11 protein-coding genes are annotated in these 14,672 nt (G+C 69.5%); 8 read left to right on the top strand and 3 right to left on the bottom strand.

Annotated elements, in window-relative coordinates; all coding sequences use genetic code 11:
* Positions 1-145: 145 nt before the first annotated feature.
* The 6 genes from HNR67_RS17510 to HNR67_RS17535 are packed head-to-tail and all read left to right on the top strand — an operon-like array spanning position 146 to position 9,138.
* Complete coding sequence (locus HNR67_RS17510) at positions 146-3,040, top strand: glycosyl hydrolase family 95 catalytic domain-containing protein (RefSeq protein WP_185003328.1); 2,895 nt, start codon at positions 146-148, stop codon at positions 3,038-3,040.
* Positions 3,041-3,054: 14 nt separating this feature from the next.
* Positions 3,055-3,879, top strand: coding sequence for a hypothetical protein (locus tag HNR67_RS17515; protein WP_185003329.1), 825 nt, complete (start codon positions 3,055-3,057; stop codon positions 3,877-3,879).
* A 16-nt stretch (positions 3,880-3,895) separates the two neighbouring features.
* Positions 3,896-5,911 carry an NPCBM/NEW2 domain-containing protein gene (locus HNR67_RS17520; protein ID WP_312987484.1) on the top strand — a complete coding sequence of 672 codons (2,016 nt, stop codon included), beginning with the start codon at positions 3,896-3,898 and terminating at the stop codon, positions 5,909-5,911.
* Positions 5,908-7,134 (top strand): Gfo/Idh/MocA family protein, encoded by a 1,227-nt coding sequence (locus tag HNR67_RS17525; RefSeq protein ID WP_312987486.1) that lies wholly within the window; start codon positions 5,908-5,910, stop codon positions 7,132-7,134. The genes HNR67_RS17520 and HNR67_RS17525 overlap by 4 nt, the downstream gene beginning before the upstream one ends.
* Positions 7,131-8,384, top strand: a complete 1,254-nt coding sequence (locus HNR67_RS17530; protein WP_185003330.1) for an ABC transporter substrate-binding protein — start codon at positions 7,131-7,133, stop codon at positions 8,382-8,384. The genes HNR67_RS17525 and HNR67_RS17530 overlap by 4 nt, the downstream gene beginning before the upstream one ends.
* Before the next feature lie 58 nt (positions 8,385-8,442).
* Entirely contained in the window at positions 8,443-9,138 is a 696-nt protein-coding gene (locus tag HNR67_RS17535; RefSeq protein ID WP_185003331.1) for a DUF998 domain-containing protein, read from the top strand.
* On the opposite strand, the gene HNR67_RS17540 is transcribed toward HNR67_RS17535, so the two are convergent.
* The 3 genes from HNR67_RS17540 to HNR67_RS17550 all read right to left on the bottom strand — a co-directional run bounded on the left by HNR67_RS17540 (position 9,059) and on the right by HNR67_RS17550 (position 12,309).
* Positions 9,059-9,940, bottom strand: coding sequence for a Ppx/GppA phosphatase family protein (locus tag HNR67_RS17540; protein WP_185003332.1), 882 nt, complete (start codon positions 9,938-9,940; stop codon positions 9,059-9,061). The genes HNR67_RS17535 and HNR67_RS17540 overlap by 80 nt on opposite strands.
* A 101-nt stretch (positions 9,941-10,041) precedes the next feature.
* The gene (locus HNR67_RS17545; protein WP_185003333.1) at positions 10,042-10,764 is read right to left on the bottom strand and encodes an ABC transporter ATP-binding protein; all 723 of its coding nucleotides are present in this window, start codon (positions 10,762-10,764) and stop codon (positions 10,042-10,044) included.
* Between the two features lie 207 nt (positions 10,765-10,971).
* On the bottom strand, positions 10,972-12,309 hold the full coding sequence (locus HNR67_RS17550) for a carotenoid oxygenase family protein (RefSeq protein WP_246492539.1): 1,338 nt from the start codon (positions 12,307-12,309) through the stop codon (positions 10,972-10,974).
* A gap of 1,015 nt (positions 12,310-13,324) precedes the next feature.
* Here HNR67_RS17550 and HNR67_RS17555 point away from each other — a divergent pair.
* Together HNR67_RS17555 and HNR67_RS17560 are read left to right on the top strand one after the other, a co-directional pair.
* Positions 13,325-14,011, top strand: a complete 687-nt coding sequence (locus HNR67_RS17555) for a PadR family transcriptional regulator (RefSeq protein WP_221489939.1) — start codon at positions 13,325-13,327, stop codon at positions 14,009-14,011.
* Positions 14,012-14,176: 165 nt separating this feature from the next.
* Complete coding sequence (locus HNR67_RS17560) at positions 14,177-14,602, top strand: hypothetical protein (protein ID WP_185003335.1); 426 nt, start codon at positions 14,177-14,179, stop codon at positions 14,600-14,602.
* Positions 14,603-14,672 lie beyond the last annotated feature (70 nt).

Below are 14,672 nucleotides of genomic sequence, written 5' to 3' on the forward strand. Positions count from 1 at the left end.
TCAAGGGTCGGAAGTCGCTGTCCTGCCGTTGGCCTAACCGCGGCTGCGCCTTGACGCCCGTTTTGGCCCGTCCTACGCTCGGGGCGGTCACACATCCGATCTTTGAGCAACGTTTACATGCTTGAACTGTGAGGACATGGTGTCGATGGACGAGGGGACCGCGGGCATCTCCCGCAGGGGCTTCCTGGGGGTGGCGGTGGCGGGTTCGCTCGCCGGATCGCTGGCCGGGCCGCTGGCCGCGGAGAGCCTGGCCGCCGACGTCGCGGACGGGGCCGGATCCGGTCTGCGCGACCGGATGCGCTCCGAGCACGCCTGGGCGGAGTTCCTCGGCGCGCAGGACCTGCACTGGGCCCGGATGCCGCGCACCTGGTACGAGGGTCCCTTCCTGGGCAACGGTTTCCTGGCCACCAGCGTCTACCGCGAACCCGGCGCGAACGCGCTGCGCTTCACCGTCGACCACAGCCAGGTCCAGGACCACCGCCCGAATTTCGGCAACGAATGGGGTGTGGCCCGGCTGCCGGTTGGCCGGCTGCTGCTCACCCCGGTCGGCACGATCACCGGCGTGGACCTGCGTCTTGACCTCTGGCAGGCTGAACTGCGCGGCACCGTCACCACCGACCGCGGCACCCTGGAGATCCGCGCGATCGTCCACAGTGTCCGGTCACTGCTGCGGCTGACCGTGCGACCGAGCCTGGGGGAGAAGGACTTCACCCTCGCCTTCCATCCGGCCGAGGCGATCAGCCCGCGCACCATCCGCGAGGAACCGCCGAAGAACTTCACCCGCAACCCGCCACCCGAACTCCGCACCGCGGGCGACCTCAAGATCGTCGTCCAGCCCATGGTCGCGGGCGGCCAGACCGCCACCGCCTACCGGGAAGCCAAGGGCCGCAACGAGACCACCCTGCTGCTCTCGGTCGCGCATACCCACCCGGACGCCACCGCCGAGCAGTTCGCCCGCACCACCGTGCGTCGCGCCGCACTCACCGGCGAGAGCGAACTGCTGCGCGAGCACCGGAACTGGTGGCACGACTGCTATCGCCGCAGCTTCCTGTCCATTCCGGACGGTCTGTTGCAGAGCTTCTACTGGATCCAGCTCTACAAACTCGCCAGCGCCTCCCGCGCCAGCGGCCCGGTGATGGCCACCACCGGCCCCTGGCTGGAACCCACGCCCTGGCCCTCGGTGTGGTGGAACCTCAACGCCCAGCTGCAGTACTGGCCGGTGCACGGCTCCGGCCACCCCGAACTGGACCCGATCCCGCGCACCCTGTCCACCCACCGGCAGACCCTGGTCGACGGCCTGCGCCCGGAGTACCGGCACGACTCGGCCGGACTGCGTCGCAGCACCGACGCCCAGTTCGACGACGCCGGATTCGTCGGCGTGCCAGGACAGTTCTCGCCCGACCCCGAGGTCGGCGACCTGCCCTGGCTGCTGCACAACGTCTGGCTCACCTACCGGCACAGCATGGACGAACGCCTGCTGCGCGAGGTGCTCTACCCGTTGCTGCGCAAGGCGATGAACTACTACCTGCACTTCCTCGCCCCCGGTGCGGACGGCAAACTCCACCTGCCACCGACGTATTCCCCCGAATACGGCAGCGCGCCGGACTGCAACTACGACCTCGCGCTGATCCGCTGGAGCTGCGCCACCCTGCTCGAATCCGTGCGCCTGCTGCGCATCCACGACCCCCTCGCGGCGCGCTGGCGGGAGGTGCTGGACAAGCTGGTCGACTACCCGGTCGACGGCAACGGCTTCATGATCGGTGCGGGCGCCCCGTTCGCCAAATCGCACCGGCACTACTCGCACCTGCTCATGGTCTACCCGCTCTACCTGGTCAACGCCGAACAACCCGAGCACCGCGACCTCATCGATCGCTCGCTCAAGCACTGGATCAGCTTCGAGGGCGCGCTGCGCGGCTACAGCTTCACCGGCGCCGCCTCCATCTCCAGTCAGTTCGGCCGCGGCGAGGACGCGCTGAAGTACCTGCGCGAACTGGTCGCCCGCTTCCTGCAGCCCAACACCATGTACTACGAGGCCGGACCGGTCATCGAAACCCCGCTCTCGGGCATGCAGTCCCTGCACGACATGCTCTGCCAGAGCTGGGGCGGCATCATCCGGATCTTCCCAGCGGTGCCGGGCGAATGGGCCGAGGTCACCCTGCACGACTTCCGCACCGAGGGCGCCTTCCTGGTCAGCGCGGTGCGCCGCAACGGGAAAACCGACTTCGTGCGCATCCGCAGCCTGGCTGGCGAACCCTGCCGGGTGCGCACCGGCATCCCCGGCCGCCTCGCCGTGCGGGACAACCACGGCCGCCCGCACCGGTACAAGCAGGGCGCGGACAACACCATCGAGATCGAACTGCGCCGCGGCGAAGAGGTCATCGTGCACGCCGCGGGCGCCCGCCCCGACCTCACCATCGCCCCGGTCAAGACCACCAAACCGGCCCCGCCCTGGGGGCTGCCGCCGCTGCCGCCCGGCGGTGACATGGTGACCGTGGACCTGGAACCCTTCTACACCAACGACGGCATCACCAACGAGTTCTACCTCGGCGACGGCGACTTCGACGGCACCGGCCGCACCTACCCCTCCGGCGCGCTGCCACAGAACGGATCCCTCACCGACGACGGCGTGCCGTTCCGCTTCACCAACGGCCACGAAGGCACCAGGAACAACATCATCGCGGCCGGTCAGACCGTGGAGCTGCCCGAGGGCAACTACCGCAGGCTGCACGTACTGGGCGCCAGCGACAACGGCAACACCGACAGCACCGTCACCCTGCACTACACCGACGGCACCGCCACCCCGGTGAAGTTCGCGCTCACCGACTGGCTCGCCTCCGCGGCCTTCGGCGAGAGCGAAGCCTTGCGCACCAACCAGATCCACACCCGCACCGGGCCCGCACCGCTCCGGGCCGCGGTGTTCCACCAGGTTCTCGCCGCCGACAGCACGCGGCGACTGCGCGCGATCACCCTGTCCGCCAACGCGAAACCACGCTCGCACGTGTTCGCCGTGACATTGGAGAAGGTCACCAACCCTGCCTGAGGAAGGGGACTCCCATGTCCGAGGAACCCAACCGCATCGACCGCCGGAAGGCGCTCAAACTGGGCGCGTTCGGCGCACTGGCCGCCGGCGGGCTGGCCACCCCGCTACCCGCACTGGCCACCCCGGCCTACACCAGCGCGGTCGAACCCCGCCCCGCTGACTGGGCGCTGCGCTGGAACCCCAGCCCAGCCGTGGACAAACTGCAGGCCTTCGAGGGCCTGGAGGACGACCGATCCGGCTCGCACAAGGGTGTCAAGCACATCCACGCGCTGGCCGACCACTGGCGCTTCGACATGCACACCAGGGACCGCGACGGCTCCGACCGGCAGCGCAACGAGTCCAAGGGCATGCGCAGCGGCGGCACCCTGCACAAGATCCAGGAAGGCCAGACCTGGCGGATCACCTACCAGACCTACATTCCCAGCGCGCTCACGGCGACCACGAAGTTCAGTCACATCTTCCAGATGAAGGTGCAGGACGTCGGCGGCCCGCTGATCACCATGACCCTGCGCGAGCGCAACGGCCCCAAGATCGAGATGCTCACGCTGCGCGACGACGACTCCAACACCGTGCACTCGCCGGTGCCGCTGACCCCGTTGCAGAACAAGTGGATCGACATCGAGTTCGAGGTCAAGGCGGTCAACAGCGGCGGCTACGTGCGCTGGGTGATCAAGGACGGCGGCCGGGTGGTCCAGGACTACCGGACCACCGCGGTGGACATGTGGCGCAACAAGAACTACCTGCGCCCCAAGTGGGGCATCTACCGCAGCATCGAGAGTGCCGGACTCAAGGACTGCTACCAGCTCATCCGTGGCTACAAGGGTTACATCCTCCAGTGACAGCAAGGGAGTAGCGGTGAACAGGTTGGCGCGCAAGCTGATCGCGACGATCGGCGCGGCGGGCACCGTGCTCGGACTCCTGGTGGCGCTGCCGCAGCAGGCGGCGGCGCTACCGGACGGGCAGGCGCTCACCCCGCCGATGGGCTTCAACAACTGGAACGCCACCGGATGCGCGGTGGACGAGAAGCTGATCAGGGACACCGCCGACCTGTTCATCAGCAAGGGGCTCAAGGACTCCGGCTACGAATACGTCAACATCGACGACTGCTGGGCCGCGCCGGAACGGGACCCGGTGACCAAACGACTCACCCACCACCCGGAGCGTTTTCCCAGTGGTATCAAGGCATTGGCCGACTACGTGCACGCCCGCGGCCTGAAACTGGGCATCTACACCAGCGCCGGCACGGTCACCTGCGCCAAGACCATGCCCGGCGGCCTGGACCACGAGGAGATCGACGCCCAGACCTTCGCCGACTGGGAGGTCGACTACCTCAAGTACGACAACTGCAACAACCAGGGCCGCCCGGCCATCGAGCGCTACACCAAGATGCGCGACGCGATCAGGAAGACCGGGCGCAAGATCGTCTACTCGCTGTGCGAGTGGGGCGAGAACAAGCCGTGGGAATGGGGCAAGGAGGTCGGGCACCTGTGGCGCACCACCGGTGACATCACCGACACCTGGGCCAAGATGGTCGACATCCTCAAGAAGAACGCCCCGCTGGACAAGTACGCCGGACCGGGGCACTGGAACGACCCGGACATGCTGGAGGTCGGCAACGGCGGCATGACCGACACCGAGTACCGCTCGCACTTCAGCCTCTGGTCGATCATGGCCGCCCCGCTGCTGATCGGCGCCGACCTGCGCAAGGTCACCCCGGCCACCTTCGACATCCTGAACAACCGCGAGGTCATCGCGATCGACCAGGACAAGCTCGGCAAGCAGGGCCGGGTACTGTCCAACAAGGACGGTCGCTGGACCTTCGTCAAGCCACTGGCCAACGGCGATATCGCGGTGGCGCTGTTCAACGAGACCGAGGTGGCCGCCAAGATCGGGGCCACCGCGGCCGAACTGGGCCTGCCCCAGCGCGCCGGCTACAAGGTGCGGGACCTGTGGCAGCACAAGAACTTCCAGACCGCGGGCGAGGTCTCCGCGGTGGTCCCGCCGCACGCCACCGCGATGTACCGGATCTCCGCCGGGCACGACTGGTCCTGGCAGCAGCCCGCGGTCAGCACCGGCCTGGAACTGGACTCGCCCGTCCCCGGCATCCCGGCCAACCTCACCCCGGCAGGCCGCAGCTTCCAGGTCGGCGTCTTCGCCACCAACCTGGCCCGCACCCCGGTCTTCGAGCCCAAGCTGACCCTGGCCGTGCCGCCGAAGTGGCACGCCCGGCTGGTGCGCACCGACCGCCGCTGGCTGCTGCGCACCGGCGAGACCGTGCGCGCGGTCTACGAGGTCACCGTGCCGGCCACCGCACCCGACGGCTTCGCCAAGCTGCACAACGGCCTGGAGTACGCCTGGGCCGGGGCGAGCAAGGTGAAACTGGGCGGTGAACAGGAACTCATCGTGCCGCCCATGGTGCCCGGCACGGTCAGCAGCCTCGGTGACATCCGCTCGGCGGTGGAATCCGGCGGCTACGGCCCGATCGAACGCGACATGTCCAACGGCAGCTACCGCGGCAACGACGGCAAACCGTTGACCATCAACGGACAACGCTTCGCCAAGGGCCTCGGCGGACACGCCCCCAGCACGCTCACCTACTACCTCAACGGCCGCTGCGACAGCCTGCGCACCACCGTCGGCATCGACGACGAACGGGACGAACGGCAGCTCGGCTCGGCCACCTTCGAGATCTGGGCCGACGGCCGCAAGGTCGCCGACAGTGGCCTGCGCACCTGGCGGGACGACGCCGTGCAACTGTCCGCCGACCTCAAGGGCGCCCGCTACCTCAAGCTGGTGATCACCGACGGCGGCGACGGCGTGCAGTTCGACCGCGGCGACTTCGCCGACCCCGTACTGACCTGCCACCTGTGAGGGATCCCTTGACCCGCAAGCGGTACGCACTCATCGGCGCCGGCCACCGGGCCTCGACGTTCCTGCACGGCCTGGCCGTCGAACACGCCGGGACCGCGGAACTGGTGGCACTGGCCGATGTCAACCGGACCCGGATGGCCGCGCACAACCGGCGGCTCTCCGGGCTCGGTGCGGACCCCGTGCCCGAGTACCCGGCCACGGACTTCCTGACCATGCTGGACAAGGAGTCCGTGGACACCGTGCTGGTGACCACAGTGGACAGCACCCACGACGAGTACATCGTGGCCGCGCTCAACGCGGGCCGGAATGTGGTCACCGAGAAGCCGATGACCACCGATCCCGCGCGCTGCCAACGCATCCTGGACGCGGTGGCGGCCACCGGCGGCGAGGTCACGGTGGCCTTCAACTACCGCTACCAGCCGGTGTTCGAGCGGCTGCGCGAGATCATCGCGGCCGGGGAGATCGGCGAGATCGGCTCGGTGCACTTCGAGTGGCTGCTGGACACCCGGCACGGCGCGGACTACTTCCGCCGCTGGCACCGGGACAAGGCCAACTCCGGCGGACTGCTGGTGCACAAGGCCACCCACCACTTCGACCTGATCAACTGGTGGCTCGACTCCGAACCGGCCGAGGTCTACGCCCAGGGCCGATTGTTCTTCTACGGACCCGAGAACGCCAAGCTACACGGTCACGACCCGGCCCCCTTCACGCTGTCGCTGGACGAGGACCCGTGGCTGCGCGAGCTGTACCAGGAAGCCCGGCACGAGGACGGCTACCGCAGGGACCAGGACGTCTTCGCCCCCGGAGTGTCCATTGAGGACGATCTCGCGGTGCTCGCCCGCTACCACTCCGGGGCCACCCTGACCTACCACCTGACCGCCTACTCGCCGTGGGAGGGCGTGCGGGTGATGGTCAACGGCAGCCACGGCAGGCTCGAACTGGAGGTGGTGGAGGCCGATCCGGGCGGCCAACCGCACGGCAGCCTGTGGCTGCGCAAGTTCTGGCAGCCACCGCAGCAGTTGCCGATGTCGGCCGAGGAAGGGCACTCCACCGCGGACCGCCGGTTGTGCGCCGCGCTGTTCGGCCCGGCCGCCGAGGATCCCACCGGCAAGCGCGCCGACCACCTGGCAGGCGCGCGCTCGCTGCTGACCGGCTTCGCGGCCAACCGCAGCCTGGTCACCGGCGCACCGGTGCGCACCACCGATCTGGGGGTTCGATTATGAGGAAACTGGCACTGCTCTCGGTGCTGGCACTGGTGTTCGGCCTGGCCGCCTGCGGTGGCGGGGCGGCGGACGGGGAGACCCGGCTGCGGTTCGTGTGGTGGGGCAACCAGGACCGGGCCACCCTGACCGAACGCGCGGTCCGCCTGTTCGAGCAGCGAAACCCGGGCGTGCGGGTGGACACCACGTTCACCGCCTTCGGCGCCTACTGGGAGAAACTGGCCACCGAGACCGCGGGCGGCAACCCGCCCGATGTGATCCAGATGGATTACCGCTACCTCAACGAGTACGCCGGTCGCGGGGTGCTGCTGGACCTGTCCGCCAGTCTGGGCAAGCAGATCCGCACCGCGGACTGGAACCAGGGGCTGATCGGCTCCGGCAAGGTCAAGGACAAGCAGGTCGGGGTGCCGTTCGCGCAGAACGCCACCACCATCGTCTACGACCCGAAACCCTTCGCCGCCAAGGGTGTCCCGGAACCGAAGCTCGGCTGGACCTGGCAGGACTACCTGGCCCAGGCCACCAGACTCAGCGAGGGCCAGGTGGCAGGCGCCACCGACTTCGCCGGGACCGAGGACGTCTTCGAGATGTGGTTGCGGCAGCACGGAAAACAGCTCTACACCGCCGACGGCCAGTTCGCCTTCGGCGAGGCCGACCTGCGCGCGTTCTGGCAGCTGGCCGCCAGGTTCCGGGCCGCGGGCGCGTTCAACCACGTGGAGCTGACCTCCGGCCTCAACCAGGGCCCGGAACAAACCCCGCTGGGCCGCAGGCGCACCGCCACCGAACACAGCTACGACAGCATCTTCGGCGGCTACCACGCGATCCGGCCCGGCGAGCTGAAACTCGCGCCCTACCCCAGCGACGACCCGAAGCAGCTCGGCCAGTACCGCAAGCCCTCCCAGCTGCTCTCGGTGTTCGCCCGCACCAAACAGCAGGCCACCGCGCTCAAGCTGGTCGACTTCCTGCTCAACGACGAGGAGGCTGGCAAGATCCTCGGCGCCACCCGCGGCCTGCCGCCCAACCTGAAGATCCGCGCCCAGGTCGCGCAGACCCTGCAGGGCGCGGACCGGCAGGTCTATGACTACGAGACCGCGCTGGACCCGCACCTCGGCGATGCCCCGCCACCCCCGCCCAAGGGCGACGGCGCGGTGTACAAGCTGATGCAGCGACTCAACGAGGAGGTCGTCTTCGGCCGCAAGAGCATCGACGAGGCGGTCAAACAGTTCTTCGCCGACGCGGCCAACCACCTCAAGTAGGCCCCGAGTGTGACGCGCCTCCCGCACCGGGAGGCGCGCACCGGCCATAGTGGGTGCCATGGTCGTGCTCGGTGCGCTGCTGTGGCTCTGCTCGGCGCTGCTGTGCGTCGGCGGGCAACTGGTGGCCGCCGCGGCCTGGGAGACGCCCTACACCTGGGACCAGGACCTGATCAGCCACCTGGGCAACACCGACTGCGGGCTGTTCCTGGAATCGCACGGACCACCGCAGTTCGTCTGCTCACCGCTGTACCCGCTGATGAACACCGCGCTGGTGCTGGCCGGACTGGGCGTGATCGGCGGCGCGCTGCTGCTGCGCGGGCTGTGGCCGGGCGGCTGGGCCGGCGGCACCGCGTACGTGCTGATGCTGACCACCGGCGTGCTGGAGGCGCTCAGTGGGCTGGTGCCGGAGAACATCAGCCGCACCGTGCACCTGATCTCCGCGCTGCACCTGCCCATCGGCGGCATCGCGATCTTCCTGGTCAGCCTGGCGATCGTGGACCAGGCCCGCTGGATCAGCGCGTTCGGCTACCTGATCGCCGGGGTGACGGTGATCGCCTCGATGCTGTTCTCCGCAGGCCAGTACTCGGTGCCGGTGCTCTACTTCGGGCTCGGCGCGGGCGCGATGGAACGACTGGCGAGTTATCCGTTCAACCTGTGGCTGCTGGTGATCGGGCTCATCCTGTGTACCGGGCCAGGCCGTGCAGGATGTCGTGCCTGCTCACGATCAGACGCTGCTGGCCCGCTCGCTGCATGAGCAACTGCACCGCGAGTGCGCAGGACGGCAGCACGTCGGCCAGGTGCGGATAGGGCGTGACCAGGGCGCGGCGGGTGTCCGCCGGCATGGTCAGCAGTTCCGCGGTGGCCACGCTGACCTCCTCCTCGGTGATCACCGCGTGGTGCAACGGCTGCTCCGGTCCCGGCCGGTCACCCAGCACGAACGCGGCGATGCTGGCCACCGACTCGGACACGCCGACCAGCCGCGCGGTCCGCCAGCCCGGCACCGCGGCCAGCGCGTGGTCGACCAGGAAGGTCATGTCCTGCCTGGCCTGCTCGATCTCCTCCTCGGCAGGCGGATCGTGCTGGAAATAGCGTTCCGCGATGGCCGCGCAACCCAGGTCCACCGAGGCGATGCGGTCCACAGTGGACATTCCGAGGGCGAACTGGGTGCTGCGGTTGCCGATGTCGACCACCAGGTGGCTCACCTGCCCGGCGCCGGGCAGATCGCCCACCGCGCCGGCGAAGGCCAGCTGGGCGCATTCGGCCCCGGTCAGCGTGTCCGGCTCGACGCCGAGGGTGTCCAGCGCGATCGCGGCCAGCGACTCATCCGCCCCGGTGCCGCACAGGCGTACCCGGTGCACCTGCAGCCGGGCGATGACCTCGGCGTAGTCGGCCAGCACCGCGCGGGTCCTGGGCAACGCCTCCTCGCCGGGGCACAGCGGCTCGAACCGCCGGGCGACCTCGGTCAGGCCCTGCCCGTCCGCGGCCGCCAGATCGGCGACCAGCAGCTGGATGGAGTCAGCGCCGCATTCGATGGCCGCGACCCTGCCCTGTGGCACCACAACTCTCCCCAGCACTCGACTGCTGCCGAGCCTAGGGATCTTGGAGAGCGACCGGACAGGGCAGAACGGGTGACGACAGTCACGCGAAACCGCCCCACTCAGCTGAGCAGGGACTCCGGGTCCAGCGTGTATCCCGTTTCGTCCACCAGCCGCCCGTCCTGAAGGAAGATCACCTGATCGGCCCACGCCGCATGGCGGGCCTCGTGCGTGACCAGCACCCCGGCCGCCCCCGCGTCACAGCGGGCCCGCAGCAGCCGCAGCACCGCCTCGCCGCTGTCGGAGTCCAGCGCGCCGGTGGGTTCGTCGGCCAGGATGAGCTGCCGAGGCCCGACCACCGCGCGGGCGATGGCGATCCGCTGCTGCTGCCCGCCGGAGAGCTGATCGGGGAACAGATCGCCGATGTCGGCGATGCCCAGCTGGGTCAAGGTCTCCCGCGCCTCGGCCCGCGCGGTGCGGGCCGGAATCCCGTCCAGTTCCCTGGGTAAGGCCACGTTCTCCGCTGCGGTGAGCGCGGGCACCAGGTTGTACTCCTGGAAGACGTAGCCGATTGTGTTGCGCCGCAAGGCCGCCAGCTCCGCGGCGCGCAGCGTGGCCAGGTCCCGCCCGTTGATCAGCACACTGCCCGCGGTGGGGGAGTCGAGTCCGCCCGCCAGGTTCAGCAGGGTGGACTTGCCCGAACCGCTGGGCCCCATCACCGCTACCAGCCGTCCGGGGTCGACCGTCAGGGTTACTCCGCGCAACGCGTGCACGCTGCGCGGACCGCTCCCGTGCCTGCGGTGCAGGTCGGAAAGTGCCAGCGTGGGCGGCCTGCGCTCTGCCATGGACAGCAGTCTGTCAGGTCGGGGCGCACTGTCCAGATCGGGCTAATTTGGTCTAGACCTATTGACGGCTCGCCGTGTTGCGGGCAGGTTAGGGACAGGTCACCGAGGACCTTCGGCCGCCAGAAAATCCCTCGCGGAGACGCGAGGGCGAGGCAGCTCCCCGGGGCCGGTCCCGCCGCGGCCCTGGGGAGTCGCCCCGCTCGGATCTCAACCCGCCAGTTCCGCGTCGGTGATCCACGATCCGTGGAATCCGGACGGCACCCGGCGGGGCAGGTGCACGGACGCCACCGGCCCAGCCGCCAGGTCGGTGGCGTCCAGCACCAGCAGTTCCGATGGCGCACCGGTGTCACTGCTGATCACCGACAACAACCACCCCGCGTCCTCCGCGTCGCCGTCCTGCGCCGGCACGAACACCGCTTCCCCCGGCTGCCAGGTGTCCTCGAGCAGATGCCGATCGGTGGACCCGTCCCGCAGGTCGTACTTCACGATCCCGCGCACCCCACCGGCCAGATTGCTGCCCACGGTGTAGACGAACCGGTTCGGCAACCCGGTGAGCCCATCGTCAATGGTCGGAAACTCCACCGACTCCGCCCCCAGCGCCGACTCCCGCGCCGTCCCCCGCACCGGATCCAACACCCAGCGGTGCAAGGAAGTGGGAGCGTTGGCCTGGGCGTCGGTCAGCTCCGCGTGCCCCCCGATGCCATGCCAGACCTTCTGGATCATCGCCGGGGTGTAGCGCACCGCGTCGAAGGCGATGGTGCCGTCCGGGTTCTCGGCCGCGTTGGCCACGTGGAAGACGTAACAGGAATCGATCTCGATCCACCGCACGTCGGCACTGGACCCGTTTCGAGGCATCACCCCGATCCGCGCCGGGTAGTTGTCGTTCCAAGCGAACGGCATCCCACCGGTCACCATCAGTTCGGGATTGGCGGTCATCGGCAGATCCAGCCACAGCACGTGGTTCGCGGTGATCGCGAAGTCATGCATCATGCTCGGCCCGAGCACGTCGATCGGCGTGCTGCGGATGAGTTCCCCCGCCGCGGACAACACGTGGTAGGTCAGGAACGGCGGCCGCAGCGAGTACCCGAAGAAGTGCAGTTCCCCGGTGATCGGGTCTTCCTTGGGGTGCGCGGTCATGGCGGTGGTGAGTTGCCCGCCGAAGTCGCAGGGGCCGACGGTGTCGAGGTCCGGGGTGAGTTCGTAGGGGAGTCCGGCCTCGACCAGGGCGAGGATGCGGCCGGCGTGCGGGATGACGTGGGTGTTGGCGGAGGTCGCGGTGAGGTCGACCGTGCCGTCCTCACGGAGGAAGGGGCGGTCGTCACCGGTCGCGGCGGGGGTCTTGATCCAGCGATTCCGGTACCACTCCGCGCGGCCGTCACTGATCCGGACGCCGTGGATCATGCCGGCGCCGGTGAACCAGTGACCGGCGGGGGAGCCGGGGAGGGGGTTGGGGCCGTTGCGGAAGTAGCGGCCGGTGAGTTCTGGGGGGAGGGCGCCGGTGGTGGGGAGGGTGTGGGTGGTGTGTTCGTCGGGGACGGGGGCCATGGCGCCGGAGAGGTGGAGGGGGGTGGTGGGGGTGTGGTTTGTGGGGGTGGAGGTGCTGGAGGTCGTGGGGCTCTCGGGGGTTGGGGTGGGGCCTGAGGTTGGGCGGGTGGTGGTGTTGGACATAGTTCATTTATGACGTGTCATTTTTGACATGTCAAGGTTGGAGTGCTGGAGGGGGTGGGTGAGGGTTGGGGAGGAGTTGGTGGGCGAGGTGGGTGGTGTGAGGTGAGTGGGCGAGGTGGGTGGTGTGAGGTGGGGACTGGCTGCATGGGTTTTGGGGTTGTGGGGCTTCTTGGGGGCTGTGGGATACTGTTTGACCTGCGGATACTTGCGGCGGCTGGTGCTTGGGTCAGATTGGTCGAGGGGTCGAGGCAACCTTTTCGGCTCGAAAAGCGTTCCGCAGAGGAAGCGGCGGGCGGCGGCGGGGAGCATCGCGGCTGGGACCACGGCACCCGCGGGCCACGGGAAGCAACACGGCCCAGCCGGCCCCGGGGTGAACAGGTGCCGGGTGCCGGGTGAACAGGCTCCCGGCGAACCGGCTCCGGGAGAACGCGCACTCCGGGCGCGTGAACGGTGCTGGGCCAGGTCCAGCGCCGACGCCCGGGTGTGAACGGGCAGGCCGGGCGCGCATTGGGTGACCGGGCGTGAATGGGGTGACCGGGCGCGCGAGCGGGCCGGCCAGGCGTGCGGCCCGGGTGGCCAGGCATGGCTCGGCGCTGGCCCTGGCCCGGCCCGGATCGGCTGGGCCAGGATCGGCCCGGATCGGATCGGATCGGCTGGGCTCGGCCTGACCCGTGGCGGGGCCCGATGAGCCGGGGCTCGGGTGTGCAGGGCGGGGCACTCGCGGCAGTTGCCTGTGGCTGGCGTCGCCCCGTCGACCCAACGTCGACCCAACGCCCGCCCAGCCCAGCCCAGCCCCGTCTCGCCGAGGCGGCGCGGGGCGATGGCGAGGTCGCGGGGCCTGGGGTGGGTGAGCGTCTAGGCTCGGGGCGATCTTGCGAGGTGAGGAACGGTTATGTCCCTGCGTCATGCCCTGCTCGGCATGCTGGCGCTGCGTCCCGAGGCCAGTGGTTACGACCTGGCCAAGCACTTCGAGGGCAGCATCGGCCGGTATGCCTGGAGCGCGCGGCACAACCAGATCTACACCGAGCTGAACAAGCTGGCGGAGGATGGGCTGGTCGCGGCCGTGGCGGAGGGGGCGCGCGGGCGGCGGGACTACGTGGTCACCGAGGCGGGGCGGGCCGAACTCCAGGCGTGGCTGGGGGAGGGGCGGCTGGAGACGGTGAACACGGTGCGCAACAAGGCGTTGTTGCGGATCTTCTTGATCACCGCGTTGGAGCCGGGGGCGGCGCAGGAGTTGTTGCGGGAGGAGATCGCTTACAGCGAGCGGGAGATCTTGGCGATCGGGGAGGAGATCGAGAAGATCGAGGAGATGTCCGGGCCGGAGAACACGGCGTTCGGGCGGATCGCGGCGGAGTTGGGGCGGCGGCATTTCGCGGCGATTCGGGACTGGGCGGCTTGGGCGGTTGAGCAGCTTGATGATCTGCCGGGTGCGGGTGCGGGTGCGGGTGCGGGTGCGGGTGCGGGTGCGGACAGGGGAGGGGGAGGGACCGGGGCTGGGGGCGCGGGGCTGGCGGTGGATTCGGGTGTGGGGGGCTCGGGTGGGATGGAGCGGGCGGGGCAGCCGGGGCGGGCGGAGTAGGCGGGGCGGGTGAGATAGGCAGGGCAAGCTGGCGGGTCTGGCGGGTGGGGTGGCCTGACAGGGCTTGGCGGGTCTGGCGGGCTGGGGTGGTTTGGCGGGTGGGCCGGACTCTGGCAGGACTTCGGCAGTCCGAACGCGGGTGCGCCGAACGCGGCGGAGGTCGGTGTGCCGGTGGTCGCGCGGAACGCCGATGGGCGGCTGCGGATCTTCCTGCGCAACGGTGGTGGTGGCGTCAGCACCTACTACCAGGCCGAGCCCAACGGCGGGTGGAACCAGGACTGGGTCGACCTCAAGGGCATGGGGGTGCGGGACGGTCTGGCCGCGGTGACTGCGCCGAACGGGGCGGACGCGCGGGTGACGCTGTTCGGTCGTTACTTGACCGGGGTGAAGGTGGTCAGGCAGAACGGGCCGAACGTCGGCTACGGCGACTGGACGGATCTGTCTGGCGGTCAGGTTGATCAGCACACCGCGGTCGTGGACGACGCGGGTGTGGTGACCGTGTGCGCGCTGACCGCGGATGGCGGCGTGCGGATGCGGCGGCAGAGCGGGGCGGGCGCGGACGTCCCGTTCTGCGCCTGGCAGGGCATCTGAGGTTCGAGACGCGCGCGGGTCCCGACCGATCGGTTGGGGCCCACGCGCGTTCGGCGTAGACGTGGTCGGT

Source organism: Crossiella cryophila, from assembly GCF_014204915.1.
Taxonomy (GTDB): Bacteria; Actinomycetota; Actinomycetes; order Mycobacteriales; family Pseudonocardiaceae; genus Crossiella; species Crossiella cryophila.

Coding starts and splice junctions, on each gene's coding strand:
- HNR67_RS17510 (WP_185003328.1), top strand. CDS start 146: ATGGACGAGGGGACCGCGGGCATCTCCCGCAGGGGCTTCCTGGGGGTG.
- HNR67_RS17550 (WP_246492539.1), bottom strand. CDS start 12,309: ATGGCCCCCGTCCCCGACGAACACACCACCCACACCCTCCCCACCACC.
- HNR67_RS17535 (WP_185003331.1), top strand. CDS start 8,443: ATGGTCGTGCTCGGTGCGCTGCTGTGGCTCTGCTCGGCGCTGCTGTGC.
- HNR67_RS17545 (WP_185003333.1), bottom strand. CDS start 10,764: ATGGCAGAGCGCAGGCCGCCCACGCTGGCACTTTCCGACCTGCACCGC.
- HNR67_RS17515 (WP_185003329.1), top strand. CDS start 3,055: ATGTCCGAGGAACCCAACCGCATCGACCGCCGGAAGGCGCTCAAACTG.
- HNR67_RS17555 (WP_221489939.1), top strand. CDS start 13,325: ATGTCCCTGCGTCATGCCCTGCTCGGCATGCTGGCGCTGCGTCCCGAG.
- HNR67_RS17530 (WP_185003330.1), top strand. CDS start 7,131: ATGAGGAAACTGGCACTGCTCTCGGTGCTGGCACTGGTGTTCGGCCTG.